This window comes from Flavobacterium sp. WC2509 (assembly GCF_052683105.1).
On the sequence record NZ_JBQZFG010000001.1, the window covers coordinates 1,478,951 to 1,501,730 of the forward strand.

At 34.4% G+C, this 22,780-nt stretch carries 33 protein-coding genes; 3 read left to right on the forward strand and 30 right to left on the reverse strand.

Translation table 11 applies throughout. The annotated features are described in order from the left end of the window. The 30 genes from rpsD to rpsL all read right to left on the reverse strand — a co-directional run bounded on the left by rpsD (position 1) and on the right by rpsL (position 15,713). Entirely contained in the window at positions 1 to 606 is a 606-nt protein-coding gene (rpsD, locus tag ACUN3A_RS06200; protein WP_100433335.1) for a 30S ribosomal protein S4, read from the reverse strand. 92 nt (positions 607 to 698) lie between these two features. Then, positions 699 to 1,082 (reverse strand): 30S ribosomal protein S11, encoded by a 384-nt coding sequence (rpsK, locus tag ACUN3A_RS06205; protein ID WP_024981527.1) that lies wholly within the window; start codon positions 1,080 to 1,082, stop codon positions 699 to 701. A gap of 8 nt (positions 1,083 to 1,090) precedes the next feature. Next, positions 1,091 to 1,465 carry a 30S ribosomal protein S13 gene (gene rpsM, locus ACUN3A_RS06210; protein ID WP_100433334.1) on the reverse strand — a complete coding sequence of 125 codons (375 nt, stop codon included), beginning with the start codon at positions 1,463 to 1,465 and terminating at the stop codon, positions 1,091 to 1,093. Between the two features lie 2 nt (positions 1,466 to 1,467). Beyond that, complete coding sequence (gene ykgO, locus ACUN3A_RS06215) at positions 1,468 to 1,584, reverse strand: type B 50S ribosomal protein L36 (RefSeq protein WP_008992256.1); 117 nt, start codon at positions 1,582 to 1,584, stop codon at positions 1,468 to 1,470. Between the two features lie 12 nt (positions 1,585 to 1,596). Next, positions 1,597 to 1,812, reverse strand: a complete 216-nt coding sequence (gene infA / locus ACUN3A_RS06220; protein ID WP_007136545.1) for a translation initiation factor IF-1 — start codon at positions 1,810 to 1,812, stop codon at positions 1,597 to 1,599. 3 nt (positions 1,813 to 1,815) lie between these two features. Beyond that, positions 1,816 to 3,162: a preprotein translocase subunit SecY gene (secY, locus tag ACUN3A_RS06225; RefSeq protein ID WP_445550464.1), complete on the reverse strand. Its 1,347-nt coding sequence runs from the start codon at positions 3,160 to 3,162 to the stop codon at positions 1,816 to 1,818. Between the two features lie 13 nt (positions 3,163 to 3,175). Beyond that, the gene (gene rplO / locus ACUN3A_RS06230) at positions 3,176 to 3,628 is read right to left on the reverse strand and encodes a 50S ribosomal protein L15 (RefSeq protein ID WP_100433332.1); all 453 of its coding nucleotides are present in this window, start codon (positions 3,626 to 3,628) and stop codon (positions 3,176 to 3,178) included. A gap of 11 nt (positions 3,629 to 3,639) precedes the next feature. Then, complete coding sequence (gene rpmD, locus ACUN3A_RS06235; RefSeq protein WP_017495010.1) at positions 3,640 to 3,822, reverse strand: 50S ribosomal protein L30; 183 nt, start codon at positions 3,820 to 3,822, stop codon at positions 3,640 to 3,642. Between the two features lie 12 nt (positions 3,823 to 3,834). Next, entirely contained in the window at positions 3,835 to 4,359 is a 525-nt protein-coding gene (gene rpsE / locus ACUN3A_RS06240) for a 30S ribosomal protein S5 (protein ID WP_100433331.1), read from the reverse strand. Between the two features lie 6 nt (positions 4,360 to 4,365). Beyond that, positions 4,366 to 4,716 (reverse strand): 50S ribosomal protein L18, encoded by a 351-nt coding sequence (gene rplR / locus ACUN3A_RS06245; protein ID WP_100843392.1) that lies wholly within the window; start codon positions 4,714 to 4,716, stop codon positions 4,366 to 4,368. 11 nt (positions 4,717 to 4,727) lie between these two features. Continuing rightward, the gene (rplF, locus tag ACUN3A_RS06250) at positions 4,728 to 5,270 is read right to left on the reverse strand and encodes a 50S ribosomal protein L6 (protein WP_445550465.1); all 543 of its coding nucleotides are present in this window, start codon (positions 5,268 to 5,270) and stop codon (positions 4,728 to 4,730) included. 18 nt (positions 5,271 to 5,288) lie between these two features. Next, positions 5,289 to 5,687, reverse strand: coding sequence for a 30S ribosomal protein S8 (gene rpsH, locus ACUN3A_RS06255; protein ID WP_100433328.1), 399 nt, complete (start codon positions 5,685 to 5,687; stop codon positions 5,289 to 5,291). Positions 5,688 to 5,850: 163 nt separating this feature from the next. Then, entirely contained in the window at positions 5,851 to 6,120 is a 270-nt protein-coding gene (gene rpsN / locus ACUN3A_RS06260; protein ID WP_026707007.1) for a 30S ribosomal protein S14, read from the reverse strand. 3 nt (positions 6,121 to 6,123) lie between these two features. After that, the gene (rplE, locus tag ACUN3A_RS06265; protein ID WP_315263014.1) at positions 6,124 to 6,675 is read right to left on the reverse strand and encodes a 50S ribosomal protein L5; all 552 of its coding nucleotides are present in this window, start codon (positions 6,673 to 6,675) and stop codon (positions 6,124 to 6,126) included. Between the two features lie 2 nt (positions 6,676 to 6,677). Next, positions 6,678 to 6,992, reverse strand: coding sequence for a 50S ribosomal protein L24 (gene rplX, locus ACUN3A_RS06270; RefSeq protein WP_035668111.1), 315 nt, complete (start codon positions 6,990 to 6,992; stop codon positions 6,678 to 6,680). Positions 6,993 to 7,003: 11 nt separating this feature from the next. After that, positions 7,004 to 7,372 (reverse strand): 50S ribosomal protein L14, encoded by a 369-nt coding sequence (gene rplN / locus ACUN3A_RS06275; protein ID WP_007803649.1) that lies wholly within the window; start codon positions 7,370 to 7,372, stop codon positions 7,004 to 7,006. 2 nt (positions 7,373 to 7,374) lie between these two features. Further along, on the reverse strand, positions 7,375 to 7,635 hold the full coding sequence (rpsQ, locus tag ACUN3A_RS06280) for a 30S ribosomal protein S17 (protein WP_026706247.1): 261 nt from the start codon (positions 7,633 to 7,635) through the stop codon (positions 7,375 to 7,377). A 17-nt stretch (positions 7,636 to 7,652) separates the two neighbouring features. Then, positions 7,653 to 7,844 carry a 50S ribosomal protein L29 gene (gene rpmC, locus ACUN3A_RS06285; RefSeq protein WP_445550466.1) on the reverse strand — a complete coding sequence of 64 codons (192 nt, stop codon included), beginning with the start codon at positions 7,842 to 7,844 and terminating at the stop codon, positions 7,653 to 7,655. 13 nt (positions 7,845 to 7,857) lie between these two features. Next, positions 7,858 to 8,283, reverse strand: coding sequence for a 50S ribosomal protein L16 (rplP, locus tag ACUN3A_RS06290; protein WP_100433326.1), 426 nt, complete (start codon positions 8,281 to 8,283; stop codon positions 7,858 to 7,860). Between the two features lie 20 nt (positions 8,284 to 8,303). After that, on the reverse strand, positions 8,304 to 9,056 hold the full coding sequence (rpsC, locus tag ACUN3A_RS06295; protein ID WP_115813675.1) for a 30S ribosomal protein S3: 753 nt from the start codon (positions 9,054 to 9,056) through the stop codon (positions 8,304 to 8,306). Positions 9,057 to 9,061: 5 nt separating this feature from the next. Continuing rightward, positions 9,062 to 9,475 (reverse strand): 50S ribosomal protein L22, encoded by a 414-nt coding sequence (rplV, locus tag ACUN3A_RS06300; RefSeq protein ID WP_007803631.1) that lies wholly within the window; start codon positions 9,473 to 9,475, stop codon positions 9,062 to 9,064. Positions 9,476 to 9,481: 6 nt separating this feature from the next. After that, positions 9,482 to 9,760: a 30S ribosomal protein S19 gene (gene rpsS / locus ACUN3A_RS06305; RefSeq protein WP_024981511.1), complete on the reverse strand. Its 279-nt coding sequence runs from the start codon at positions 9,758 to 9,760 to the stop codon at positions 9,482 to 9,484. A 6-nt stretch (positions 9,761 to 9,766) separates the two neighbouring features. Beyond that, positions 9,767 to 10,591, reverse strand: a complete 825-nt coding sequence (gene rplB, locus ACUN3A_RS06310) for a 50S ribosomal protein L2 (protein WP_077377767.1) — start codon at positions 10,589 to 10,591, stop codon at positions 9,767 to 9,769. 6 nt (positions 10,592 to 10,597) lie between these two features. Then, complete coding sequence (gene rplW, locus ACUN3A_RS06315) at positions 10,598 to 10,888, reverse strand: 50S ribosomal protein L23 (RefSeq protein WP_077377770.1); 291 nt, start codon at positions 10,886 to 10,888, stop codon at positions 10,598 to 10,600. A gap of 6 nt (positions 10,889 to 10,894) precedes the next feature. Next, positions 10,895 to 11,524: a 50S ribosomal protein L4 gene (gene rplD, locus ACUN3A_RS06320; protein ID WP_445550467.1), complete on the reverse strand. Its 630-nt coding sequence runs from the start codon at positions 11,522 to 11,524 to the stop codon at positions 10,895 to 10,897. Further along, on the reverse strand, positions 11,524 to 12,141 hold the full coding sequence (rplC, locus tag ACUN3A_RS06325; protein ID WP_315262992.1) for a 50S ribosomal protein L3: 618 nt from the start codon (positions 12,139 to 12,141) through the stop codon (positions 11,524 to 11,526). The genes rplD and rplC overlap by 1 nt, the downstream gene beginning before the upstream one ends. A gap of 154 nt (positions 12,142 to 12,295) precedes the next feature. Continuing rightward, entirely contained in the window at positions 12,296 to 12,601 is a 306-nt protein-coding gene (gene rpsJ / locus ACUN3A_RS06330) for a 30S ribosomal protein S10 (RefSeq protein ID WP_007803605.1), read from the reverse strand. An 11-nt stretch (positions 12,602 to 12,612) separates the two neighbouring features. Further along, positions 12,613 to 14,769, reverse strand: a complete 2,157-nt coding sequence (gene fusA / locus ACUN3A_RS06335) for an elongation factor G (RefSeq protein WP_445550468.1) — start codon at positions 14,767 to 14,769, stop codon at positions 12,613 to 12,615. A gap of 10 nt (positions 14,770 to 14,779) precedes the next feature. Further along, positions 14,780 to 15,256 carry a 30S ribosomal protein S7 gene (gene rpsG / locus ACUN3A_RS06340; RefSeq protein ID WP_026727879.1) on the reverse strand — a complete coding sequence of 159 codons (477 nt, stop codon included), beginning with the start codon at positions 15,254 to 15,256 and terminating at the stop codon, positions 14,780 to 14,782. A 73-nt stretch (positions 15,257 to 15,329) separates the two neighbouring features. Further along, entirely contained in the window at positions 15,330 to 15,713 is a 384-nt protein-coding gene (rpsL, locus tag ACUN3A_RS06345; RefSeq protein WP_007136570.1) for a 30S ribosomal protein S12, read from the reverse strand. Positions 15,714 to 15,980: 267 nt separating this feature from the next. Between rpsL and ACUN3A_RS06350 the strand changes: the two genes are divergently transcribed. The 3 genes from ACUN3A_RS06350 (at position 15,981) to ACUN3A_RS06360 (ending at position 22,713) form a co-directional block, all read left to right on the forward strand. Further along, on the forward strand, positions 15,981 to 17,675 hold the full coding sequence (locus ACUN3A_RS06350) for a hypothetical protein (RefSeq protein WP_445550469.1): 1,695 nt from the start codon (positions 15,981 to 15,983) through the stop codon (positions 17,673 to 17,675). A gap of 272 nt (positions 17,676 to 17,947) precedes the next feature. Beyond that, the gene (locus tag ACUN3A_RS06355) at positions 17,948 to 21,187 is read left to right on the forward strand and encodes a SusC/RagA family TonB-linked outer membrane protein (RefSeq protein WP_445550470.1); all 3,240 of its coding nucleotides are present in this window, start codon (positions 17,948 to 17,950) and stop codon (positions 21,185 to 21,187) included. A gap of 11 nt (positions 21,188 to 21,198) precedes the next feature. After that, positions 21,199 to 22,713, forward strand: coding sequence for a SusD/RagB family nutrient-binding outer membrane lipoprotein (locus ACUN3A_RS06360; protein WP_445550471.1), 1,515 nt, complete (start codon positions 21,199 to 21,201; stop codon positions 22,711 to 22,713). Positions 22,714 to 22,780: the final 67 nt, after the last annotated feature.

The following is a 22,780-nucleotide window of genomic DNA, read 5'->3' on the forward strand; positions in this document are numbered from 1 at the left end:
TTATTTGTTGTACAACTCTACGATTAATTGTTCTTTAATGTTTTCTGGAATTTGAAGTCTTGCAGGTACAGAAACAAAAGTTCCTTCTTTAAGATCTTGATTCCAAGTAATCCATTCATAAACATGACTTGAATTTGATAAAGAACGTTCGATAGCCTCTAATGATTTAGATTTTTCACGAACAGCAACTTTATCACCAGGCTTAAGGTGGTAAGAAGGAATATTAACCACTTCACCGTTTACAGTAACGTGTCTATGAGAAACGATTTGACGAGCACCTCTTCTAGAAGGAGCAATACCCATTCTAAAAACAACGTTATCTAATCTAGCTTCACATAATTGTAATAAAACTTCACCAGTAACACCTTTAGTAGCTGATGCTTTTTCGAATAAATTTCTGAATTGTTTTTCTAAAATTCCATAAGAATATTTAGCTTTTTGCTTTTCCATTAACTGAACAGCGTACTCAGATTTTTTTCCTCTTTTTTTTGCCATCCCGTGTTGTCCAGGAGGGTAATTTCTTTTTTCGAAAGCTTTATCATCTCCGAAAATTGCTTCGCCGAATTTACGTGCGATTCTTGTACTTGGACCAGTATATCTTGCCATTTTAAAAAAATTTAAGGTAGAGATTATGAATTCAGGTCTTATCCTTCGATAATCGTTATTCTACCTTTATTATACTATAATTTGTTTGAGTATTATACTCTACGTCTTTTTGGAGGACGACATCCGTTATGAGGCATTGGAGTAACATCAATAATTTCTGTAACTTCAATTCCACCATTATGCAAAGAACGAATAGCAGACTCACGTCCGTTTCCTGGTCCTTTAACATAAACTTTAACTTTTTTCAATCCAGCCTCAAGAGCTACTTTACTACAATCTTCTGCTGCCATTTGAGCCGCGTATGGAGTATTCTTTTTAGAACCTCTAAAACCCATTTTACCAGCTGATGACCAAGAAATAACTTCACCTTTTTTATTAGTCAAAGAGATGATGATGTTATTGAAGGTAGCAGAAATATGAGCCTCTCCCGTTGATTCAACGATAACTTTACGTTTTTTTGCAGTTGCTTTAGCCATATTACTTATTATTTAGTTGCTTTTTTCTTGTTCGCAACAGTTTTTCTTTTACCTTTTCTTGTTCTAGAGTTGTTTTTAGTTCTTTGTCCTCTTAATGGAAGACCAGATCTGTGACGAATACCTCTATAACATCCAATATCCATTAAACGTTTGATGTTCAAAGAAACTTCAGAACGTAATTCTCCTTCAATTTTGAATGTTCCAACAGCTTCACGAATTGCTCCGATCTCGTCATCATTCCAATCTTGAACTTTTTTATCTTGGCTAACTTGAGCTTTTTCTAAAATCTCAATTGCTCTACTTCTTCCTAATCCGAAGATATAGGTAAGTGCTATAACACCTCTCTTATTTTTTGGGATATCTACCCCTGCTATTCTTGCCATAATTATCCTTGTCTTTGTTTAAATCTAGGATTCTTTTTGTTTATTACGTACAATCTCCCTTTTCTACGCACAATTTTGCACTCGGGACTTCTCTTTTTTACTGATGCTCTAACTTTCATAGTGAATATCCTTTAATATCTATAAGTAATTCTTGCTTTTGACAAATCATAAGGACTCATTTCTAGTTTCACTTTATCACCAGGTAATAATTTGATATAATGCATTCGCATTTTTCCAGAAATATGAGCAATTACGATATGTCCATTTTCTAACTCTACACGGAACATCGCATTTGATAACGCTTCGATGATTGATCCGTCTTGTTCTATTGCTGATTGTTTTGCCATAAATTAAGCTACCGCTTTTCTATTTTTACCACTTTTCATCAAACCATCATAATGCTTATTCAACAAGTATGAATTAATTTGTTGAATCGTATCTATTGCAACTCCAACCATAATTATCAATGAAGTCCCTCCAAAAAACATAGCCCAAGATTGTTGAACATCCATAAGACTTACAACAATGGCTGGGAACACAGCTATCAAAGCAAGAAATAAAGATCCTGGAAAAGTTATTAAAGACATCACTTTGTCAAGATAATCTGAAGTTTCAACACCTGGTCTAATACCTGGTATAAAACCTCCGCTTCTCTTTAAATCATCAGACATCTTATTAGTAGGAACTGTAATTGCAGTATAAAAGAAAGTAAATACAACAATTAATGTTGCAAATAAGAAATTATACCAAAAACCGAACATATTACTAAAAGCACCAACAACAGATTGAGAAGCATCTGACTTAGACAAACCAGCAACAGCAGCAGGAATAAACATAATTGCTTGTGCAAATATAATTGGCATTACACCAGATGCATTAAGCTTTAATGGAATCCATTGTCTGTTACCACCCATCATATCTTGTTCGAAATCTCCAGATGTTGTACGACGAGCATACTGTACTGGAATTTTTCTAACTGCCATTACAAGTAATACACAAGAAATAATTACAAGCAACCAAATAATGATTTCAACAACCAATAACATTGGTCCTCCATTATTATTAGTAACTCTAGTTGTAAATTCTTGAATAAAAGCTTGTGGCAACCTAGCTAAGATACCAACCATAATCAAAAGGGAAATACCGTTTCCAATACCTTTATCAGTAATTTTTTCTCCTAACCACATGGCAAAAATTGTCCCTGTAACTAAAATAACAACTGATGAAAATAAAAATTCAAAAGAATTAAATCCCAAAATGAAAGCTGAACTAGGTAAAGTTCTGTAAAGATTGTAGATATAAGTTGGACCTTGTACCAAAGTGATAACAATAGTTAACCAACGGGTAATTTGATTGATTTTTTTTCTACCACTCTCTCCATCACTTTGTAGTTTTTGCAAATAAGGAATCGCAATTCCCATAAGTTGCACAACAATAGATGCAGAAATATAAGGCATAATCCCTAAAGCAAAAACTGACGCTTTAGAAAATGCACCTCCGGTAAACATGTCTAGAATAGAACCTAAACCGTTTTTGGTTTGTCCCGCTAAACCAGTTAATTGAGTTGCGTCAATTCCCGGTAACGTAACATGAGCACCAAAACGATAAACTAAAAGTAGACCTAAAGTAATTAGGATTCTATTTTTTAGCTCTTCAATTTTCCAAACATTACTTATTGATTCAATAAATTTCTTCATCTTACGTGTCGAATTACATGATTACAGCTTCTCCACCAGCAGCTTCAATAGCAGCTTTTGCAGTAGCAGTAAATTTGTGAGCAGTTACTTTTAATTTTGCTTTCAATTCTCCTCTACCTAAAATCTTAACGATTTCATTTTTAGTAGCAAGACGATTAGCTACATAAACTGTCATATCAACAGTATCTGTAATTACTCCATTATCAACCAATAATTGAAGAGTATCAAGATTAACACCTTCGTATTCTTTACGATTGATGTTAGTGAAACCAAACTTAGGCACACGTCTTTGAAGTGGCATTTGTCCACCTTCAAAACCAATCTTTTTAGAATAACCAGAACGAGATTTTGCTCCTTTGTGACCTCTTGCAGAAGTACCACCTTTACCAGAACCTTCACCTCTACCTAATCTTTTATTTTGATTGTGTGTAGAACCCTCAGCAGGTTGTAAGTTACTTAAATTCATAACAGTATTTGTTATTTAGCTTCTTCAACAGAAACTAAGTGTTTAACTTTATTTATCATCCCAAGGATAGCAGGATTTGAATCATGCTCTACAACTTGTCCCATTTTACGTAGGCCTAAAGCTTCCAAACCTCTCTTTTGAGAAAGAGGACAGTTGATTTTGCTTCGAACTTGTTTTACTAATAATTTAGCCATAATTTCCTTGAATTAACCTTTAAAAACTTTTTCTAAAGAAACACCTCTTTGTTTTGCAACAGTATAAGCACTTCTCATTTGTAATAAAGCATCAAAAGTTGCTTTCACTACGTTGTGAGGATTTGAAGATCCTTGTGATTTAGATAATACATCATGAATTCCAACTGATTCAAGAACTGAACGAACAGCTCCACCAGCAATAACTCCTGTACCATGAGAGGCAGGAATTAAAAATACACGTGCACCACCAAATTTACCTTTTTGTTCGTGAGGAACTGATTGTCCATTCAAAGGAATTTTTACAAGATTTTTCTTTGCATCTTCTACTGCTTTCGCAATTGCTTCAGAAACGTCTTTAGATTTTCCTAATCCATGACCTACAACTCCGTTTTCATCACCTACAACTACAATAGCAGAAAAACCGAAAGCTCTACCACCCTTTGTAACCTTAGTAACACGATTTACACTCACCAAACGATCTTTTAATTCAAGACCACTTGGTTTTACTAACTCTATATTCTTGTATTTATTAGACATACTATCTTAGAATTTAAGTCCAGCCGCTCTCGCGCCTTCCGCTAATGATTTAATACGACCGTGGTATAAGTAACCTCCTCTATCGAAAGTAACATCATTTATACCAGCTTTTAAAGCTTTCTCTGCAATAAGTTTTCCTACTGCAGTAGCCACTTCAATATTCGTACCGTTTCCAATTTCTTTTTCTCTTGAAGAAGCAGCTAATATAGTAACTCCATTTACATCATCAATTAATTGAGCATAAATTTCTTTGTTACTTCTAAAAACAGATAGTCTCGGTTTAGTAGCAATACCACTAATCGTTTTTCTAATTCTGAATCTAATACGTTGTCTTCTTTCAGGTTTTGTTAATGACATAATCTTATTTTTTAAGCTGATTTACCTGCTTTTCTTCTTAATACTTCACCTACAAATTTAACACCTTTTCCTTTGTACGGCTCTGGTTTACGGAAACCTCTGATTTTCGCAGCAACCTGACCTAAAAGTTGTTTATCCAATGATGTTAATTTCACAATAGGGTTTTTACCTTTTTCAGAGATAGTTTCAAGAGCAACCTCTGGAGCTATTTCTAATATAATATTGTGAGAGAAACCAAGTGCTAAATCTAATTTTTGTCCTTGATTTGAAGCTCTATAACCAACTCCAACCAATTCTAAAGATTTTGTAAAACCTTCTGTTACACCAATAACCATGTTATTAATTAAAGATCTGTACAAACCGTGTTTTGCTCTTTGGTCTTTATGATCAGAAGATCTTTCTACTAGAACTTGATCTCCTTCAACTGTTACAGTTACGTCCGAAAACTCCTGAGTTAGTTGACCGTTTTTTCCTTTTACAGTAATAATACCGTCTGCAACTGTAATAGTTACACCAGCTGGTATTGTTACTGGGCTTTTACCTATTCTTGACATCTTATATAGTCTTTAAAATTAGTATACGTAACAAATTACTTCTCCACCTACATTTAATTGCTTAGCTTGTTTCCCAGTCATAAGACCTTTTGAAGTTGAAACAATAGCAATTCCTAATCCGTTAAGGATTCTCGGGATTTTAGAAGCACCTGCGTACTTACGTAAACCTGGTTTACTAATTCTTTGGATATCTTTGATTACAGGCTCTTTAGTATCTTTATCATACTTCAAAGCGATTTTGATTGAACCCTGAACAGAGTTGTCTTCAAACTTGTAGCTTAAGATATAACCTTGATCAAATAAGATCTTTGTTATTTCTTTTTTAAGATTAGATGCTGGAATTTCGACAACTTTGTGGTTTGCAGCCACAGCGTTTCTAACTCTCGTCAAATAATCTGCAATTGGATCTGTATACATATGTATAAAATTGTGGTCTTGGTTTTCTTACCGGACCTTCCGGAAGAACCTTAAACCATTAAACTCATTAATAATTAATCAACAGATAGTTGTCAATTTACCGACAAAAATCCGGCAAACTTACAACTATCTGTTGAAATATCAAAATCGCAAATAATATTTATTACCAGCTTGCTTTTTTAACACCTGGAATTAGTCCATTATTTGCCATTTCACGAAATGTAACACGTGAAATACCGAATTGACGCATATACCCTCTTGGTCTACCTGTCAATTTACAACGATTGTGCAAACGAACTGGCGAAGCATTTTTCGGTAATTTTTGCAAACCTACGAAATCTCCAGCTTCTAATAAAGCTTTTCTTTTCTCAGCATACTTAGCTACCGTTTTTTCTCTTTTAACCTCACGGGCTTTCATTGATTCTTTAGCCATATCTTAATTCTTTTTAAAAGGTAAACCTAATTCAGCCAACAATGACTTTGCTTCTTTGTCTGTTTTTGCAGTAGTAACAAAAGAAATGTCCATTCCAGATATTTTATTTACTTTGTCAATATCAATTTCAGGGAAAATGATTTGCTCTAAAACACCTAAATTATAGTTTCCTCTACCGTCAAAACCAGTTGCTTTAATACCACTGAAATCTCTAACACGTGGCAATGAAGAAGTAATAAGTCTATCTAAAAACTCATACATTCTTTCACCGCGCAAAGTAACTTTTGCTCCAATAGGCATCCCTTTTCTCAATTTAAAAGACGCAACGTCTTTCTTTGAAATAGTAGATACTGCTTTTTGTCCAGTAATCTTAGTTAATTCATCAACTGCATAGTCAATCAATTTTTTATCAGATACTGCTGCACCAACTCCTTTACTCAAAACGATTTTTTCCAATTTTGGAACTTGCATAACGTTTGTGTAACCGAATTCTTCTTTAAGAGCAGAGATAACTCTACTCTTATATTCTTCTTTTAGTCTAGGTATATATGCCATTACTATAGTACTTGATTAGATTTTTTTGAAAATCTTACTTTCTTATCTCCTTCAACTCTAATACCTACTCTTGTTGTTTCCTTAGTTTTAGGATCAATTAGAGAAATGTTAGATATTTGAATAGAAGCTTCTTTTTTTACAATACCACCTTGAGGGCTTTTTGCACTAGGTTTCGTATGTTTAGAAACCATGTTTACACCTTCAACAATCGCTTTGTTTTTCTCACGGTAAACACGTAATACTTTACCTTCAGCACCTTTATGGTCCCCAGCAATTACTCTTACGATATCTCCTGATTTTATTTTTAGCTTTATCATCTTAAAACGAATTAAAGCACTTCTGGTGCTAATGATACAATTTTCATGAATTGTTTTTCACGAAGTTCTCTTGCTACCGGACCAAAAACACGAGTTCCTCTCATTTCCCCTGCAGCATTCAAAAGAACACATGCATTATCATCGAAACGGATATAAGAACCATCAGCTCTTCTCACTTCTTTTTTGGTACGTACAACAACTGCAGTTGAAACAGCACCTTTTTTAACGTTTCCGTTAGGTGTTGCGTCTTTAATTGATACTACAATCTTGTCTCCAACAGAGGCATACCTTCTTTTGGTACCTCCTAAAACACGGATAGTTAAAACTTCTTTAGCTCCTGTGTTATCTGCTACTTTTAGTCTTGATTCTTGTTGTACCATAATTATTTAGCTCTTTCTAGGATTTCAACTAATCTCCAACATTTTGATTTACTCAAAGGACGCGTTTCGCTAATTCTTACAGTATCTCCAATGTTACAGTCGTTTGTTTCGTCATGTGCAACAAATTTCTTTGTTTTCAACACGAACTTACCGTATAATGGGTGTTTTACTTTAGTTACTTGAGCAACTACAATGGATTTATCCATTTTGTTTGAAGTAACAACCCCAATTCTTTCTTTTCTTAAATTTCTTTTTTCTTCCATCTTTAAGCAGAATACAATTATTGTAATTCTTTTTTAGTAAGCTCTGTAGCTAATCTTGCAACTGTTCTTCTAGCACTTCTAATTTGAAGTGGATTTTCAATTGGTGAGATAGCGTGAGCTAATTTTAGGTCAGCATGTGCTTTCTTAGCTTGGCTAAGTGCACTTTGCAACTCAGCTATAGAAAGATTTTTTATTTCTGATTGTTTCATAATATAATATTAATTATGCTTCGAAATCTCTAGCTATGACAAATTTAGTTTTTACTGGAAGTTTTTGAGCTGCAAGACGTAACGCCTCTTTTGCAACTGACAAAGGAACTCCTCCAACTTCAAACATAATTCTTCCGGGTTTAACAACGGCAGCCCAATATTCAACGGCACCTTTACCTTTACCCATACGTACCTCAAGAGGTTTCTTAGTGATAGGTTTGTCTGGAAATATTTTGATCCATAATTGTCCTTCTCTTTTCATAAAACGAGTTGCAGCGATACGTGCAGCTTCGATTTGACGAGAGGTTAAGAACATTCCATCTTCATGTACAGATTTAATACCAAACATTCCATTAGAAAGTTCATGCCCTCTTTGAGAGTTCCCTTTCATTTTACCCTTTTGTACCTTACGGTATTTTGTTCTTTTAGGTTGTAACATTTTTCTTTAAATTTAAAAAATTACTTTCTTTTACGAGCGTCAGGTTTTCCACCTTTATTAAAAGGCTTTCTGTCTCCTCTTGGAGCATCTCCACCTTTACCACCAGCTTGTTTTTTGTCCATTCCGGCAAGTGGAGAAAGATCTCTCTTTCCGTAAACTTCACCTTTCATGATCCATACTTTGATACCCATTCTACCATAAGTAGTATGAGCTTCAGCCAAAGCATAATCAATATCAGCTCTGAAAGTTGATAGAGGAATTCTACCTTCTTTGAAACCCTCTGAACGAGCCATCTCAGCACCATTCAAACGACCAGAAATCAAAACTTTGATACCTTCAGCGTTCATACGCATAGAAGCAGCAATAGCCATTTTGATTGCACGTCTGTAAGAAATACGGCTTTCGATTTGACGACAGATGCTTGTAGCAACTAGATACGCGTCAAGTTCAGGTCTTTTAATTTCAAAGATGTTGATTTGAACCTCTTTGTCAGTAATTTTCTTAAGTTCCTCTTTCAACTTGTCTACCTCTTGTCCACCTTTCCCAATAATGATACCAGGTCTTGCAGTAGTGATAGTAACGGTTACAAGTTTCAAAGTTCTCTCGATGATTACTTTTGATACACTAGCTTTTGATAAACGAGCGTGGATATACTTTCTGATTTTTTGATCTTCGGCTAATTTATCACCGTAATCATTTCCACCATACCAGTTTGAGTCCCATCCTCTGATGATACCAAGTCTATTTCCAATTGGATTTGTCTTTTGTCCCATGCTGCCTAAGAATTGCTTTGTGTGTTATTGATAGCTCCTAACACGATTGTAACGTGATTAGAACGTTTTCTTATTCTGTGTGCTCTACCTTGTGGAGCTGGACGAAGTCTTTTTAACATCATTCCACCATCTACACGGATTTCTTTAACAAATAATCCAGCTTCTTCAAGATTACCTTCACTATTTTTTTGCTCCCAGTTATTGATTGCAGATAATAATAGTTTTTCTAATTTTCTTGAAGCTTCTTTCGAACTGAATCTTAATATGTTAAGTGCTCTCTCTACCTTCTGACCTCTTACCAAGTCCGCTACTAAGCGCATTTTTCTAGGTGAAGTAGGGCAGTTATTCAATTTTGCGAAAGCTATAGACTTATTAGCCTCTTTTCTCGCATCTGCTGTTTCTCTTTTACGAACTCCCATTGCTTCTTATTTTTTACCTTTATTTTTTGCTCCAGCATGACCTCTAAAAGATCTAGTTGGTGAAAATTCTCCTAATTTGTGACCTACCATGTTTTCTGTTACGTAAACTGGTACAAATTGACGACCGTTATGAACTGCGATAGTTTGTCCAACGAAGTCAGGAGTAATCATAGAAGCTCTAGACCAAGTCTTTACTACTCCTTTATTTCCACCTGCGATGTTTTCTTCAACTTTCTTTTCTAACTTATAATGAACGAAAGGTCCTTTTTTTAATGAACGTGCCATATCTTATTATTTCTTTCTACGTTCTACGATATACTTGTTACTCGGGTTTTTCTTAGAACGAGTTCTATAACCTTTAGCTGGTATTCCATTTCTTGAACGTGGATGTCCACCAGAAGAACGTCCTTCACCACCACCCATTGGGTGATCAACAGGGTTCATTGCAACAGGTCTTGTTCTAGGTCTTCTTCCTAACCATCTTGTTCTACCAGCTTTTCCTGATACAACTAATTGGTGGTCTGAATTAGAAACTGCTCCAATTGTAGCTGAACAAGTCAACAAGATTAATCTCGTTTCACCTGAAGGCATTTTAATTGTTGCATATTTTCCATCTCTTGCCATTAATTGAGCAAATGTTCCAGCAGAACGAGCAATTACAGCTCCTTGACCTGGTCTCAATTCGATACAAGAAATAACAGTTCCTAAAGGAATTCTGCTTAAAGGTAAAGTATTACCAATTTCAGGTTGAGATTCTGGTCCAGAAACAACTTTCTGTCCAACTTTCAATCCATTTTGAGCAATAATATAAGTTTTCTCACCATCAGCATAAGCTAATAAAGCGATAAATGCAGTACGATTTGGATCATATTCAATTGATTTCACTGTAGCTGGAATTGCTTCTTTTGTACGTTTGAAATCAATAATACGATATCTCTGCTTGTGACCACCACCCGTATAACGCATGGTCATCTTTCCTTGACTATTTCTACCTCCAGAGTTTTTTATCGGTGCTATCAAAGAGCGTTCCGGCTTATCAGTTGTAATGGCGTCATAACCATTCACAACTCTAAATCGCTGACCTGGGGTAATAGGTTTTAATTTTCTTACTGACATTTTATCTTAGATATTGTTGTAAAAATCAATTGTTTCTCCTTCTTGTACTTGAACAATCGCTTTTTTAATAGCGTTAGTCTTTCCACTGATTAAACCACTTTTAGTGTATTTTGTAGTTCTATCCGGTCTCACATTCATTGTATTAACACTCAAAACATTTACTCCATAAGCAGCCTCAACAGCTTTCTTAATTTGTACTTTGTTTGCTTTTCTGTCAACAACGAATCCGAAGCGGTTTAAAACTTCACTTTCTTTGGTTACTTTTTCCGTTACTATAGGTTTAATTATGATGCTCATATCCTATTATTTACTTAAATTTTCTTCAATTACTTCCAAAGAACTCTCTAAAAGCACTAAATTATTAGCATTTAAAATAGCGTAAGTGCTTAATTCATAACTACTTACAACGTTAGACGCTTTTAAATTACGTGACGACAAATATACGTTTTTATTGGTATCACCCAACACAAACAGTGATTTTTTATTTTCTAACTCTAAAGCTTTCAAAACATTAATGAAATTTTTAGTGTTTGGTGTTTCAAAATTAAAGTCTTCAAGAACGATAATATTCGACTCTTTTGCTTTAATTGAGAAAGCAGATTTTCTAGCCAAACGTTTCAAGCTTTTATTCAATTTGAATGAATAACTTCTTGGTCTTGGTCCGAAAACTGTTCCACCACCTTTAAACAATGGATTCTTTGCACTACCCGCACGAGCAGTACCAGTTCCTTTTTGTTTTTTTATCTTACGAGTACTTCCCGCTACTTCAGCTCTTTCTTTAGCCTTGTGCGTTCCTTGACGTTGATTAGCAAGATATTGCTTAACATCAAGATATACTGCGTGATTATTTGGCTCTATACCAAATACTGAATCAGAAAGTTGAACTTTTCTTCCAGTATCTTTTCCGTTGAAATCTAATACTTTTGCTTCCATTACTTCTGAATGATTACATAAGAGTTTTTGCAACCAGGAATACATCCTTTAACAACAAGTAAATTCTTTTCAGAAACTACTTTTAAAACTCTAAGGTTTTGAACTTTTACATTATCTCCTCCCATTCTTCCAGCCATACGCATTCCTTTGAATACTCTAGATGGATAAGAAGAAGCTCCTACAGAACCTGGCGCTCTTAAACGGTTGTGTTGACCGTGAGTTGCTTGTCCAACACCACCAAAACCGTGACGTTTAACAACCCCTTGAAAACCTTTACCTTTAGATACACCTTGTATATCTACAAATTCTCCTTCAGCAAAAATAGAAACATCAATAAGATCTCCTAATTTTTGTTCAGTTGCGAAATCTTGGAATTCAACGACTTTTTTCTTAGCAACAGTTCCCGCTTTCTTAAAGTGACCTACAGCCGCTTTTGTGGAATGTTTCTCGTTTTTGTCATCGAAACCAAGTTGCAACGCTTCGTACCCGTCAACACCTTTGGTTCTGACTTGGGTAACAACGCATGGTCCAGCTTCGATTACTGTACAAGGAATATTCTTCCCGTTTTCGTCGAAAATACTAGTCATGCCGATTTTTCTACCAATTAACCCAGACATAAATATTAATTATTAATTATTAAATATAAATATAGAACGCAGCTTTTAAGCAAATCCTATTTTTTAAGTGGGTGCAAATGTATAACATATTTACACACAAACCAAAAAAATATTTTTTACCTAAAAACAGCGTTCCTTTTTACTCTTAAAGTACTTAAACTTTGATTTCAACTTCAACTCCACTTGGCAATTCAAGTTTCATTAAAGCATCAATAGTTTTAGATGAAGATGAATAAATGTCAATTAATCTCTTGTATGACATTACTTCAAACTGCTCTCTTGCTTTTTTGTTTACGTGTGGAGAACGCAATACTGTAAAAAGTTTTTTGTGAGTTGGCAATGGGATTGGCCCAGTTACAACAGCACCAGTAGTTTTTACTGTTTTTACAATCTTTTCAGCAGACTTATCTACCAACATGTGATCGTAAGATTTCAATTTTATTCTGATTTTTTGACTCATTTTCTTAAAGATTATGCGTTTCCTTTTGCTTTTTTGATAACTGCTTCTGAAATATTAGAAGGTGTTTCAGCGTAGTGTGAAAATTCCATTGTAGATGTTGCACGACCTGAAGACAAAGTTCTTAAAGTTGTTACATATCCAAACATTTCAGACAATGGCACATCTGCTTTAATAGTTTTAGCACCATTTCTATCTCCCATGTCATTCACTTGACCTCTACGACGGTTAATATCACCTACGATATCTCCCATGTTTTCTTCTGGTGTAATAACTTCCATTTTCATGATTGGCTCAAGAATTACAGCTCCAGCAGCTTTTGCTACTTCTCTATAACCCATTCTAGCTGCAAGCTCAAAAGAAAGTGCATCAGAATCCACAGGGTGGAAAGATCCATCCAATAAAGTAACTTTCAAACTATCCACTTGGTATCCTGCTAAAGGACCAGTTTTCATAGCTTCACGGAAACCTTTCTCTACAGAAGGAATATATTCTTTTGGTACGTTACCTCCTTTTACAGAGTTAACAAACTGCAATCCAACTGGAGCTTTACCATCAACTTCATCTGCTGGCTCAAGAATAAATACGATATCACCGAATTTACCACGACCACCTGATTGTTTTTTATAAGTCTCTCTATGTTGTGCTTTTTTAGTAAACGCTTCTTTATATTCAACTTGAGGCTCACCTTGGTTTACTTCAACTTTAAATTCACGTTTCATTCTATCAACTAAGATATCCAAGTGAAGCTCACCCATACCAGAGATAATAGTTTGCCCTGAAGCCTCATCAGTTCTAACTGTAAAAGTTGGATCCTCTTCAGCTAATTTAGCCAAAGCCATACCCATTTTATCCACGTCAGCTTTAGTTTTAGGCTCAATAGCAATACCAATTACCGGTGCAGGGAATTTCATTGACTCAAGAATAATTGGGTGTTTTTCATCACACAATGTATCTCCAGTTTTGATATCTTTAAATCCAACAGCAGCTCCAATATCTCCAGCCTCAATATATTCGATTGGATTTTGTTTGTTAGCGTGCATTTGGTAGATACGAGAAATTCTTTCTTTGTTGCCAGAACGAGTATTCAATACATAAGAACCAGCATCTAAACGTCCTGAATAAGCACGGAAGAAAGCTAAACGACCAACGAATGGGTCAGTAGCAATTTTAAATGCTAAAGCAGCGAATGGCTCTTTAACATCTGGCTTACGCAAGATTTTAGTTTGATCTTCTTCTAATAATTCAGCATCATCAGGGTGAATTCCTTCGATACCTTCTTTATCCATTGGAGATGGCAAGTATTTACATACAGCATCTAACATGAATTGAACTCCTTTGTTTTTAAAAGATGAACCAGCAATCATAGGAATGATAGCCATATCCATTACTGCAGCTCTTAATGCAGTGTTAATCTCCTCTTCCGTGATAGATTCTGGAGCTTCCATATACTTATCAAGCAAGTTCTCATCATAATCAGCAACTGCTTCAATAAGAATATCTCTGTATTCTTTTACTTCAGCGATCATATCAGCAGGAATATCAACAACTTCATAAGTCGCCCCCATTCCAGCATCATCCCAAACAATAGCTTGGTTTCTTACTAAATCTACAACACCTCTAAAATCATTCTCTTCACCGATTGGCAAAGTGATTGCAACAGCGTTTGATTTCAACATATCTCTTACTTGTTGACAAACTGCCAAAAAGTTAGAACCTTGTCTATCCATTTTATTAACGAAACCAATACGCGGCACTCTGTATTGATCTGCAAGTCTCCAGTTAGTTTCAGATTGAGGCTCAACACCATCAACAGCACTAAATAAGAAAACCAAACCATCAAGTACACGCAAAGAACGGTTTACTTCAACTGTAAAGTCAACGTGTCCCGGAGTATCAATAATATTAAAGTGGTAAGGCAATGTTTCAGGTAAAATTTTACCTTGTGTAGTTGGAAAATTCCATTCACAAGTTGTAGCTGCAGAAGTAATTGTAATACCTCTTTCTTGCTCTTGTGCCATCCAGTCCATTGTTGCAGCACCATCGTGTACTTCACCAATTTTGTGTGATTTTCCAGTATAGAATAATATACGCTCAGTTGTTGTTGTTTTACCAGCATCAATGTGAGCAGCAATTCCTATGTTTCTTGTATATTTAAGTTCTCTAGCCATTTCTTAAGAATTAAAATCTAAAGTGAGAGAAAGCTTTATTAGCTTCTGCCATCTTGTGAGTATCCATTCTTTTCTTAACAGCAGCTCCTTCTTCTTTAGCCGCAGCTAAACATTCTGAAGCTAATCTCTGAGCCATAGATTTTTCGTTTCTTCTTCTTGAATAAAGAATCAACCATTTCATAGCCATAGAAATTTTTCTGTCTGGTCTAATTTGCATTGGAATTTGAAATGTAGCTCCACCTACTCTACGACTACGTACTTCTACGTGAGGCATAACGTTTGTTAAAGCATCTTTCCAGATTTCTAATGAAGTTTTTTCGTCATTTTGCTTTTTAGTTTCAATGATGTCAATTGCATCATAAAAAACTTTAAAAGCTGTTGATTTCTTACCATCCCACATTAAGTTGTTCACAAAACGCGTTACCAATTGGTCGTTAAACCTTGGATCTGGTAAAAGTGGTCTTTTCTTTGCCGCTCTTTTTCTCATGTCTTTTTTTTAATAAAATTTCATACTTATCTAGTCGCAATAGATCGCAACTCTACAAGAATAATTTTTTAAATTACTTTTTCGCTTCTTTTGGTCGTTTTGCTCCGTATTTAGATCTTCTTTGCGTTCTTCCTGCTACACCTGATGTATCAAGTGCACCACGAACGATGTGATATCTAACTCCTGGCAAATCTTTTACCCTTCCACCCCTAACTAATACTATCGAGTGCTCTTGTAAATTGTGTCCTTCTCCAGGGATGTAAGCATTCACTTCATTACCATTTGTCAAACGTACACGCGCAACTTTACGCATTGCAGAGTTTGGTTTTTTTGGTGTAGTAGTGTAAACACGCGTACAAACCCCTCTTCTTTGAGGACAAGAATCTAAAGCAACCGATTTACTCTTCTTAGTTATCTGAGTTCTTCCTGTTCTTACTAATTGTTGAATTGTTGGCATAATTAAATACTAAAATTTCTTATTATATTAAAATCCCGCTTTTTACGGGGTTGCAAATGTATAAATTAATTTTCACTCTACAAACCATAATTGATTTATTTTCAAAAGAAGTAAACATTTGTCTTTTAACAAAATACATCACACCAACAAAACACCCAAGAAGCCAAAAAAGAGAACAACAACAATGACAACTTCAAAGACAAACATTATGATTATTGTAACAAACGATGGATATTTGCGTTATCAAATATCAAAAGAAATCAAAAATTGAAATCAAAAATTCTTATTCTATTTTTTTTACTTACTTATTTGACTTCAAAAAGTCAAACCATTCAATTAAAAATAATTGGACAAACAACATTTGAAACCAAAATAATTGACTCCATTGGCTACTCCAAAGAAAAACAAAACACTAAGCAAATAATTGAAGAAATAAATACAATTAGCAAAAAGCTATCAGAAACAGGCTATATCAACAATCAGCTATTAGACAAAATCAAAGAAAACAACAGTAGTTATAGTGCTAAAATTTCTCTTGGACAAAAAATCAAACACATACATATATATATAGGTGCAAAAAATAATTCGTTACCATTCAATTTATTTGAAACAAACAAAGATTCTATAACATTACCATATTCACAAACAGAAGTCTTTTTAAAACACACTCTACAAAATTTAGAAAAAAATGGATATGCATTCGCAAAAATAAAACTCATTAATATCCAACAAAGAAACCAAAATCTATATGCCGACTTATCAATCTCAACAAGCAACAGGAGAAATTTAAACTCTATTGAAATAAAATACAGCGATCAACAACAAAAAAAAATATTTCCAAAAGGAGCCGAAAAACAAATTAGCAAAAAATATAAAAACAAAATTTTCAACCAGGAAACCGTTCAACAAATCAGTCTAGACTTTGAAGAATTCGGATTTGTCAGCCAAATTAAATTTCCTGAAATATTATTCACTCAAGACACCACTAAAGTATTTGTTTATTTAGAAAAAAGAAAAGCCAATAATTTTGACGGATACTTAGGCTTCAACAATGAAGAAAACGAAAAAGTAAAATTTAATGGCTACCTAGACCTAACTTTAGTAAACGCCCTTAGAAACGGAGAAGAACTATCCATTTACTGGAAGAACGATGGAAATAACCAAAAACTATTTAATGCCAATTTAAATATCCCTTATTTATTCAATAGTCCAATTGCCATAAAAGCACAGATCAATATTTTCAAACAAGACAGTATTTTTCAAAACACCAAAACCGCATTACAATTGGGATATTTCTTAAACTACAACAAACGAATCTACCTTGGATTCGAATCAACTGAGTCAAGCGATATCCAAAATCTAAACAGTCAAAATATAACTGATTACAAAAACACTTTTTACACCTCTACAGTAGAATACAAGAAAAACAACACCAAAAACAAACTACTACCAACAAAATCATATCTAAACCTCATTCTCGGCACTGGAAATAGAACAACAACCACAAATCCCTCGTTAAAACAAAATTTCATCAATCTCAACTTAATGAATGACTTTTATATTGACGAAAAAAACATCATAACTTTTAAAAGCCAAAATTATTACCTAAAAAGCAAAGACTACATCACAAATGAACTATATCGTTTTGGAGGAATCAACTCCATAAGAGGATTTTCAGAAAATAGCCTACAAGCCAATTTGATGTTAGCCGTCATTACAGAATACAAATACCTACTATCCCCTAGTCTATACTTAAATTCAATCCTAGACTACTGTTATTATGAAGACCCTACACTTTCAAGCTTTACAAAAAACGAAAAGCTTCTAGGGATCGGACTCGGTTTAGGCGCCCAAACTTTAAATGGGTTATTAAAATTTGCCATCTCAAACGGTAAGACAAAAAATGAGGAATTAAAGTTCTCCAACACCATCGTTACCATAAATTACAACGTTAAATTTTAACACTACAAAGCTTGTTTTTTTTATAACAAAAATTAGTTAATTTGTTACAAAAAAATATTATTAGTATTGCAAAAAACTACTTTTTTAAATATTCAGAAATAAATCTGTTAAAAAATCTCCTTAATGACATAAAACTTATTATTATTTATAACATTATTATCGTTATGGGTTAAAAATGTAAAATCATTATGCATGCATAAAAATTTTTGAATGTTATAGGATGGTTAACAAATTATTATGATTTTTGCTGCACTAATTCAAAATATTTAAAAATGAAACTAAAGTTAAATGGATTCCTAGTACTCCTTGTAGTGCTAGTAGCGCAAATTACTTTTGCGCAAGAAAGATCTGTTTCAGGAGTTGTTTCGGACAATGCAGGCATACCTTTACCAGGTGTGAGTGTATTAGTTAAAGGAACAAAAAATGGAACTCAATCAGATTTTGATGGGAAATTCTCCATCAAAGCAACACCAAATGATGTACTAGTATTTAGCTACATTGGTATGAAATCTTCAGAGAAATCTGCAAGCTCTACAACACTCAATGTGAAATTAGCTAGTGATGCAACACAATTAGAAAGTGTAGTTGTTACAGCTATGGGAATTAAAAGAGAGAAAAAATCTCTTGGATACTCTTCTCAACAAGTTTCAGGAAAAGACCTAAACGGTGGTACTGCAACACCTAACGTCGCAAATCTACTTTCAGGAAAAGTAGCAGGTCTTGAAGTATCAAGAAATACTAACTTTGGTGGTTCTACAAACGTTGTAATTAGAGGTAATAAATCTTTAACAGGAAACAATCAAGCTCTATGGGTAATTGATGGTGTACCTGTTGATAATTCCAATTCAAACGCTACAACTCAGTTAACTGGTGGTGGTGGTTATGATTACGGTAACACTATTTCTGATATTAACCAAGAAGACATCGAGAGTATTAACGTTCTTAAAGGTGCGGCTGCAACAGCTTTATACGGATCAAGAGCGAGTAATGGTGTAGTAATGGTTACTACAAAAAAAGGTAAAGCAACTAAAGATAATAAAGTTGGTTTTACTTTTTCTAGTAATGCATCTATTGGAACTGTTGATAAATCAACTTTCCCAGAATACCAAAACAAATACGGATCAGGTTATGGATTTGGAAGTTCATTCTTAGGAACCGGAACACCTGACACTGTAGATACATCAAATGATGCTTCATACGGAGATGCCTTTACTGGTGAACCAGTATACCAATGGGATGCTTTCACTCCATACTCTCCAAATTACGGAAAAGCTACTCCTTGGACAGCTGCTAAAAATGGCCCAATTACATTCTTCGAAACTGCACAAACTTTTACAAACAGTATCTCACTTGAGAAATCTACTGAAAGATCAAGTTTATCTATGTCTTATGTAAACACGAATCAAACTGGTATTATGCCAAATAGTGAATTGAAAAAAAATCAATTAAGCGCTAGATTCAGTCAAAAAATAACAGATAGATTAACTGCAAATGTTTATGCTGCTGTAACACTACAAAATACTGTAGGTCGAAACTCTACAGGTTACAATGACAACATCATGGGTACTTTTAGACAATGGTGGCAAACAAACACAGACATTAAATCTTTAGAGCAAGTTTACAATGCTTCTGGAGGTCAAAATGTGACATGGAACTGGGCTGACCCAACAACTCCTGAAGGACTAACACCTATTTACTGGGATAACCCGTACTTCACACGTTATCAAAATTATTCATCAGATAACAGAACACGTTTATTTAGTTATGCTTCTCTTGACTACAAGATTACAGATTGGATGAGTGCTCTAGGTAGAGTATCATTAGATACTTATAATCAACTTCAAGAAGAAAGAAGAGCAGTAGGTTCTATACCAGCAGCATTTGGACTTTCTCCTGCAGATGAAGCTTCAGGATACCAAAGAAACACTATTAACTTCCAAGAAGTTAACTATGATTTAATGTTAAATTTTAACAAAAAAATCGGCGAAAACATTAGCTTAAACGGAGTACTTGGTGGAAGTATCAGAAGAACTGATAAAGACAATGTACTTGCTTCAACACTTGGTGGTTTAGTAACTCCAGGTATTTATGCATTATCTAATTCTAGATATGAACTACCTTTCCCTAAAGAGCAAGATATTAATGCTGGTGTAAATGGTATTTATGCTCAAGGATCTGTTGGGTATCTAGATACTTATTTTATTGACGCATCTATCAGAAGAGATGCTTCTTCTACATTACCAAAAGGAAATAACTCATACGTTTATCCTGCAGTTTCTGGGTCATTTGTTTTTTCTAATGTACTTAAAGCTGATTGGTTAAACTTAGGAAAACTTAGAGTAAATTATGCTGAAGTTGGTAATGATGCACCTGCATTAAGCTTAGTAAACACTTACAACAGAAATCCAAATTTCCAAGACCAACCTGTTTACACGAACGCATTACAAAATCCATTCCGTAGTATCAATAATAATCCAAACCTTAAACCTGAAAGAACAAAATCATTTGAAGTTGGTTTAGAGAGTAGCTTTTTTGACAGACGTTTAGGTTTTGATGCAACTTACTACAAAACTAACTCTGTAGATCAAATCGTTGCTGCAGCAGTTTCATCTGCATCCTCATATACAAACGCTTATGTAAACGGTGGTAATATCGAAAACAAAGGTTTAGAGATACAACTAACTGGAACACCAATCAGAACTAAAGATTTTAGTTGGGATATTACTGTAAACTGGTCTAACAATAAAAGTAAAGTAATTTCATTACCTGAAGGAGTAGATAACTTACAATTAGGATCTTTCCAAGGTGGTGTTACTGTAAATGCAACACCTGGTGAAGCATACGGTACTTTAAAAGGAACAGACTATGTATATACTAATGGTGAAAAAACTGTAGATCAAAGTACTGGTAGATATTTAATTACTACCTCTGCTACCAACAATATTGGAAACGTTACTCCAGACTGGATGGGAGGTATTAGAAACAAATTCACTTACAAAAATATCTCTTTAGGATTTTTAATTGACACTCAACAAGGTGGTGATATTTTCTCACTAGATATGTATTACGGACTTGCAACAGGATTATACAAAGAAACTGCTGAAGGAACTATTAGAGAAACTGGTATTGTAAATGCTGGAGTTGCTCCAAACGGTACACCAAATACTGTTTCAACAGTTAATAGTAATGCTGCTGCAAATGGCCCTGGAGTTTTTTCCAACAATTATGGTTATACAGCTGAACCAAACAAAGCGTTTATTTATGATGCTTCTTACGTAAAATTGAGAGAAGTTTCTATTACTTACAACTTCCCTAAAACTATGTTTGAAGGAACATTTGTTAATAGTGCTTCATTAAGTTTGTTAGGCTCAAATCTATGGATTATTAGCAAAAACCTACCTTATGCTGACCCTGAAAGTGGATTATCATCAGGAAACAGCTCAAGAGGATACTCAGTAGGATCACTTCCTACAACAAGAGATATCGGGTTTAACTTAACATTGAAATTTTAATACAAAAAGAAATGAAAAAAATAATATATGCCTTAGGACTTCTTATCCTCACAGTATCTTGTGACGATAATGCTCTTACAGACTTAAATGTGGATGAAAAAAACCCATCAGCGGTTCCACCATCTACTTTATTTACAAGTGCTGAAAAAACACTGACAGACCAATTGGTAAATTCAAATGTTAATAAAAACATTTTCAGATTAGTTAACCAACAATGGACAGAAACTACTTATCTAGACGAGTCTAATTACAACTGGACAACTAGAAAAATTTCAGACAATCATTGGAATCAATTGTATGTAGGACCTTTAGCTAACTTAATGACCGCTAAAAAAAGCATAGAAAATTCTGAAATTTTAGCAAACGACCCAGAATACGCTACAAAAATAATTGTAAAGAAAAATCAATTAATTTTAATTGATATCTTAACTGTTTATACGTATCAAATACTTGTTGATACTTTTGGAGACGTACCTTATACAGAATCTTTAAAAGGTTCAGGAGATTATTTACCTAAATATGACAAAGCATTAGATATATACAAAGATCTTATTGTTCGTTTGGATAAAGACATCGCAACAATTGACACACATGGTACAGCATTTGACACAGCTGATGTAATCTACAGTGATGATTTAAAGGCTTGGGTAAAATTCGCGAACAGTATCAAATTAAAATTGGGTATCAATCTTAAAGCTTCAGGATTAGAATCTGCTATTGCAAATAATGCTATCCTTACAGGAGCTGCAGGAGCCTTTACGTCAAATGAAGATAATGCAAAATTACCATACATGAAAAACCTACCGAATACTAATCCTATCTATGAGGATTTAGTATTTTCAGGAAGACATGACTTTGTTCCTGCAAAACCATTTGTTGATGCTATTGTAGCGAAAAATGACCCAAGAACTACGGCATATTTCGCAACAAATTTACACTTAAAAGACGATGATGGTAATGATGTTGAACCAATCGTTATCCTTCCTTACAAAGGCGGTGTTGTTGGTACTAAAAACAGTTACAGCAAATTCACACATGTTAGTAATGCTATTCAAGAGGCTAATTTCAAAGGAACACTTTTAGATTATTCTGAAGTAGAGTTTTTATTAGCTGAAGCAGTTGCAAGAGGAGTTGCAGTAGGAGGAACAATAGAATCTCACTATACAGCTGCAATCACTGCATCTATGGAAGATTGGGAAATCTCTGCTACCGATATTGCTACATACTTAGCACAACCTACAGTTGCTTATGCAACTGCTACAGGTACATGGCAACAAAGAATCGGTGAACAATCATGGTATGCAAAATTTAATAGAGGTTTTGAAGGATGGACATCTACAAGAAGATTAAACTTCCCAGTACTTGTTCCACCTGCTACAGCAGATCAAGCTGCTGAAGGTCAAGTTCCTTCAAGAATGACATACCCTATTAGAGAGCAAACCTTAAATGCTACAAATTACCAAGCTGCTTCAAGTTCAATTGGAGGGGATAAATTAAAAACTAAATTATTTTGGGATGTTGACTAATTAACAATCACAAATAATTCATATAGAAACCATCAGCTTAGCTGGTGGTTTTTTTTATATGTATATG

What these genes read in the sequence shown, in the direction of transcription:
- rpsD (WP_100433335.1), bottom strand. Translation starts at nt 606, where the DNA reads ATGGCAAGATATACTGGTCCAAGTACAAGAATCGCACGTAAATTCGGC.
- rpsK (WP_024981527.1), bottom strand. Translation starts at nt 1,082, where the DNA reads ATGGCTAAAGCAACTGCAAAAAAACGTAAAGTTATCGTTGAATCAACG.
- rpsM (WP_100433334.1), bottom strand. Translation starts at nt 1,465, where the DNA reads ATGGCAAGAATAGCAGGGGTAGATATCCCAAAAAATAAGAGAGGTGTT.
- ykgO (WP_008992256.1), bottom strand. Translation starts at nt 1,584, where the DNA reads ATGAAAGTTAGAGCATCAGTAAAAAAGAGAAGTCCCGAGTGCAAAATT.
- infA (WP_007136545.1), bottom strand. Translation starts at nt 1,812, where the DNA reads ATGGCAAAACAATCAGCAATAGAACAAGACGGATCAATCATCGAAGCG.
- secY (WP_445550464.1), bottom strand. Translation starts at nt 3,162, where the DNA reads ATGAAGAAATTTATTGAATCAATAAGTAATGTTTGGAAAATTGAAGAG.
- rplO (WP_100433332.1), bottom strand. Translation starts at nt 3,628, where the DNA reads ATGAATTTAAGTAACTTACAACCTGCTGAGGGTTCTACACACAATCAA.
- rpmD (WP_017495010.1), bottom strand. Translation starts at nt 3,822, where the DNA reads ATGGCTAAATTATTAGTAAAACAAGTTCGAAGCAAAATCAACTGTCCT.
- rpsE (WP_100433331.1), bottom strand. Translation starts at nt 4,359, where the DNA reads ATGTCTAATAAATACAAGAATATAGAGTTAGTAAAACCAAGTGGTCTT.
- rplR (WP_100843392.1), bottom strand. Translation starts at nt 4,716, where the DNA reads ATGTCATTAACAAAACCTGAAAGAAGACAACGTATTAGATTCAGAATT.
- rplF (WP_445550465.1), bottom strand. Translation starts at nt 5,270, where the DNA reads ATGTCAAGAATAGGTAAAAGCCCAGTAACAATACCAGCTGGTGTAACT.
- rpsH (WP_100433328.1), bottom strand. Translation starts at nt 5,687, where the DNA reads ATGTATACAGATCCAATTGCAGATTATTTGACGAGAGTTAGAAACGCT.
- rpsN (WP_026707007.1), bottom strand. Translation starts at nt 6,120, where the DNA reads ATGGCTAAAGAATCAATGAAAGCCCGTGAGGTTAAAAGAGAAAAAACG.
- rplE (WP_315263014.1), bottom strand. Translation starts at nt 6,675, where the DNA reads ATGGCATATATACCTAGACTAAAAGAAGAATATAAGAGTAGAGTTATC.
- rplX (WP_035668111.1), bottom strand. Translation starts at nt 6,992, where the DNA reads ATGATAAAGCTAAAAATAAAATCAGGAGATATCGTAAGAGTAATTGCT.
- rplN (WP_007803649.1), bottom strand. Translation starts at nt 7,372, where the DNA reads ATGGTACAACAAGAATCAAGACTAAAAGTAGCAGATAACACAGGAGCT.
- rpsQ (WP_026706247.1), bottom strand. Translation starts at nt 7,635, where the DNA reads ATGGAAGAAAAAAGAAATTTAAGAAAAGAAAGAATTGGGGTTGTTACT.
- rpmC (WP_445550466.1), bottom strand. Translation starts at nt 7,844, where the DNA reads ATGAAACAATCAGAAATAAAAAATCTTTCTATAGCTGAGTTGCAAAGT.
- rplP (WP_100433326.1), bottom strand. Translation starts at nt 8,283, where the DNA reads ATGTTACAACCTAAAAGAACAAAATACCGTAAGGTACAAAAGGGTAAA.
- rpsC (WP_115813675.1), bottom strand. Translation starts at nt 9,056, where the DNA reads ATGGGACAAAAGACAAATCCAATTGGAAATAGACTTGGTATCATCAGA.
- rplV (WP_007803631.1), bottom strand. Translation starts at nt 9,475, where the DNA reads ATGGGAGTTCGTAAAAGAGAAACAGCAGATGCGAGAAAAGAGGCTAAT.
- rpsS (WP_024981511.1), bottom strand. Translation starts at nt 9,760, where the DNA reads ATGGCACGTTCATTAAAAAAAGGACCTTTCGTTCATTATAAGTTAGAA.
- rplB (WP_077377767.1), bottom strand. Translation starts at nt 10,591, where the DNA reads ATGTCAGTAAGAAAATTAAAACCTATTACCCCAGGTCAGCGATTTAGA.
- rplW (WP_077377770.1), bottom strand. Translation starts at nt 10,888, where the DNA reads ATGAGCATCATAATTAAACCTATAGTAACGGAAAAAGTAACCAAAGAA.
- rplD (WP_445550467.1), bottom strand. Translation starts at nt 11,524, where the DNA reads ATGGAAGCAAAAGTATTAGATTTCAACGGAAAAGATACTGGAAGAAAA.
- rplC (WP_315262992.1), bottom strand. Translation starts at nt 12,141, where the DNA reads ATGTCTGGGTTAATTGGTAGAAAAATCGGCATGACTAGTATTTTCGAC.
- rpsJ (WP_007803605.1), bottom strand. Translation starts at nt 12,601, where the DNA reads ATGAGTCAAAAAATCAGAATAAAATTGAAATCTTACGATCACATGTTG.
- fusA (WP_445550468.1), bottom strand. Translation starts at nt 14,769, where the DNA reads ATGGCTAGAGAACTTAAATATACAAGAAACATAGGAATTGCTGCTCAC.
- rpsG (WP_026727879.1), bottom strand. Translation starts at nt 15,256, where the DNA reads ATGAGAAAAAGAGCGGCAAAGAAAAGACCACTTTTACCAGATCCAAGG.
- rpsL (WP_007136570.1), bottom strand. Translation starts at nt 15,713, where the DNA reads ATGCCAACAATTCAACAATTAGTAAGAACAGGAAGAACTCAGATAACT.
- ACUN3A_RS06355 (WP_445550470.1), top strand. Translation starts at nt 17,948, where the DNA reads ATGAAACTAAAGTTAAATGGATTCCTAGTACTCCTTGTAGTGCTAGTA.
- ACUN3A_RS06360 (WP_445550471.1), top strand. Translation starts at nt 21,199, where the DNA reads ATGAAAAAAATAATATATGCCTTAGGACTTCTTATCCTCACAGTATCT.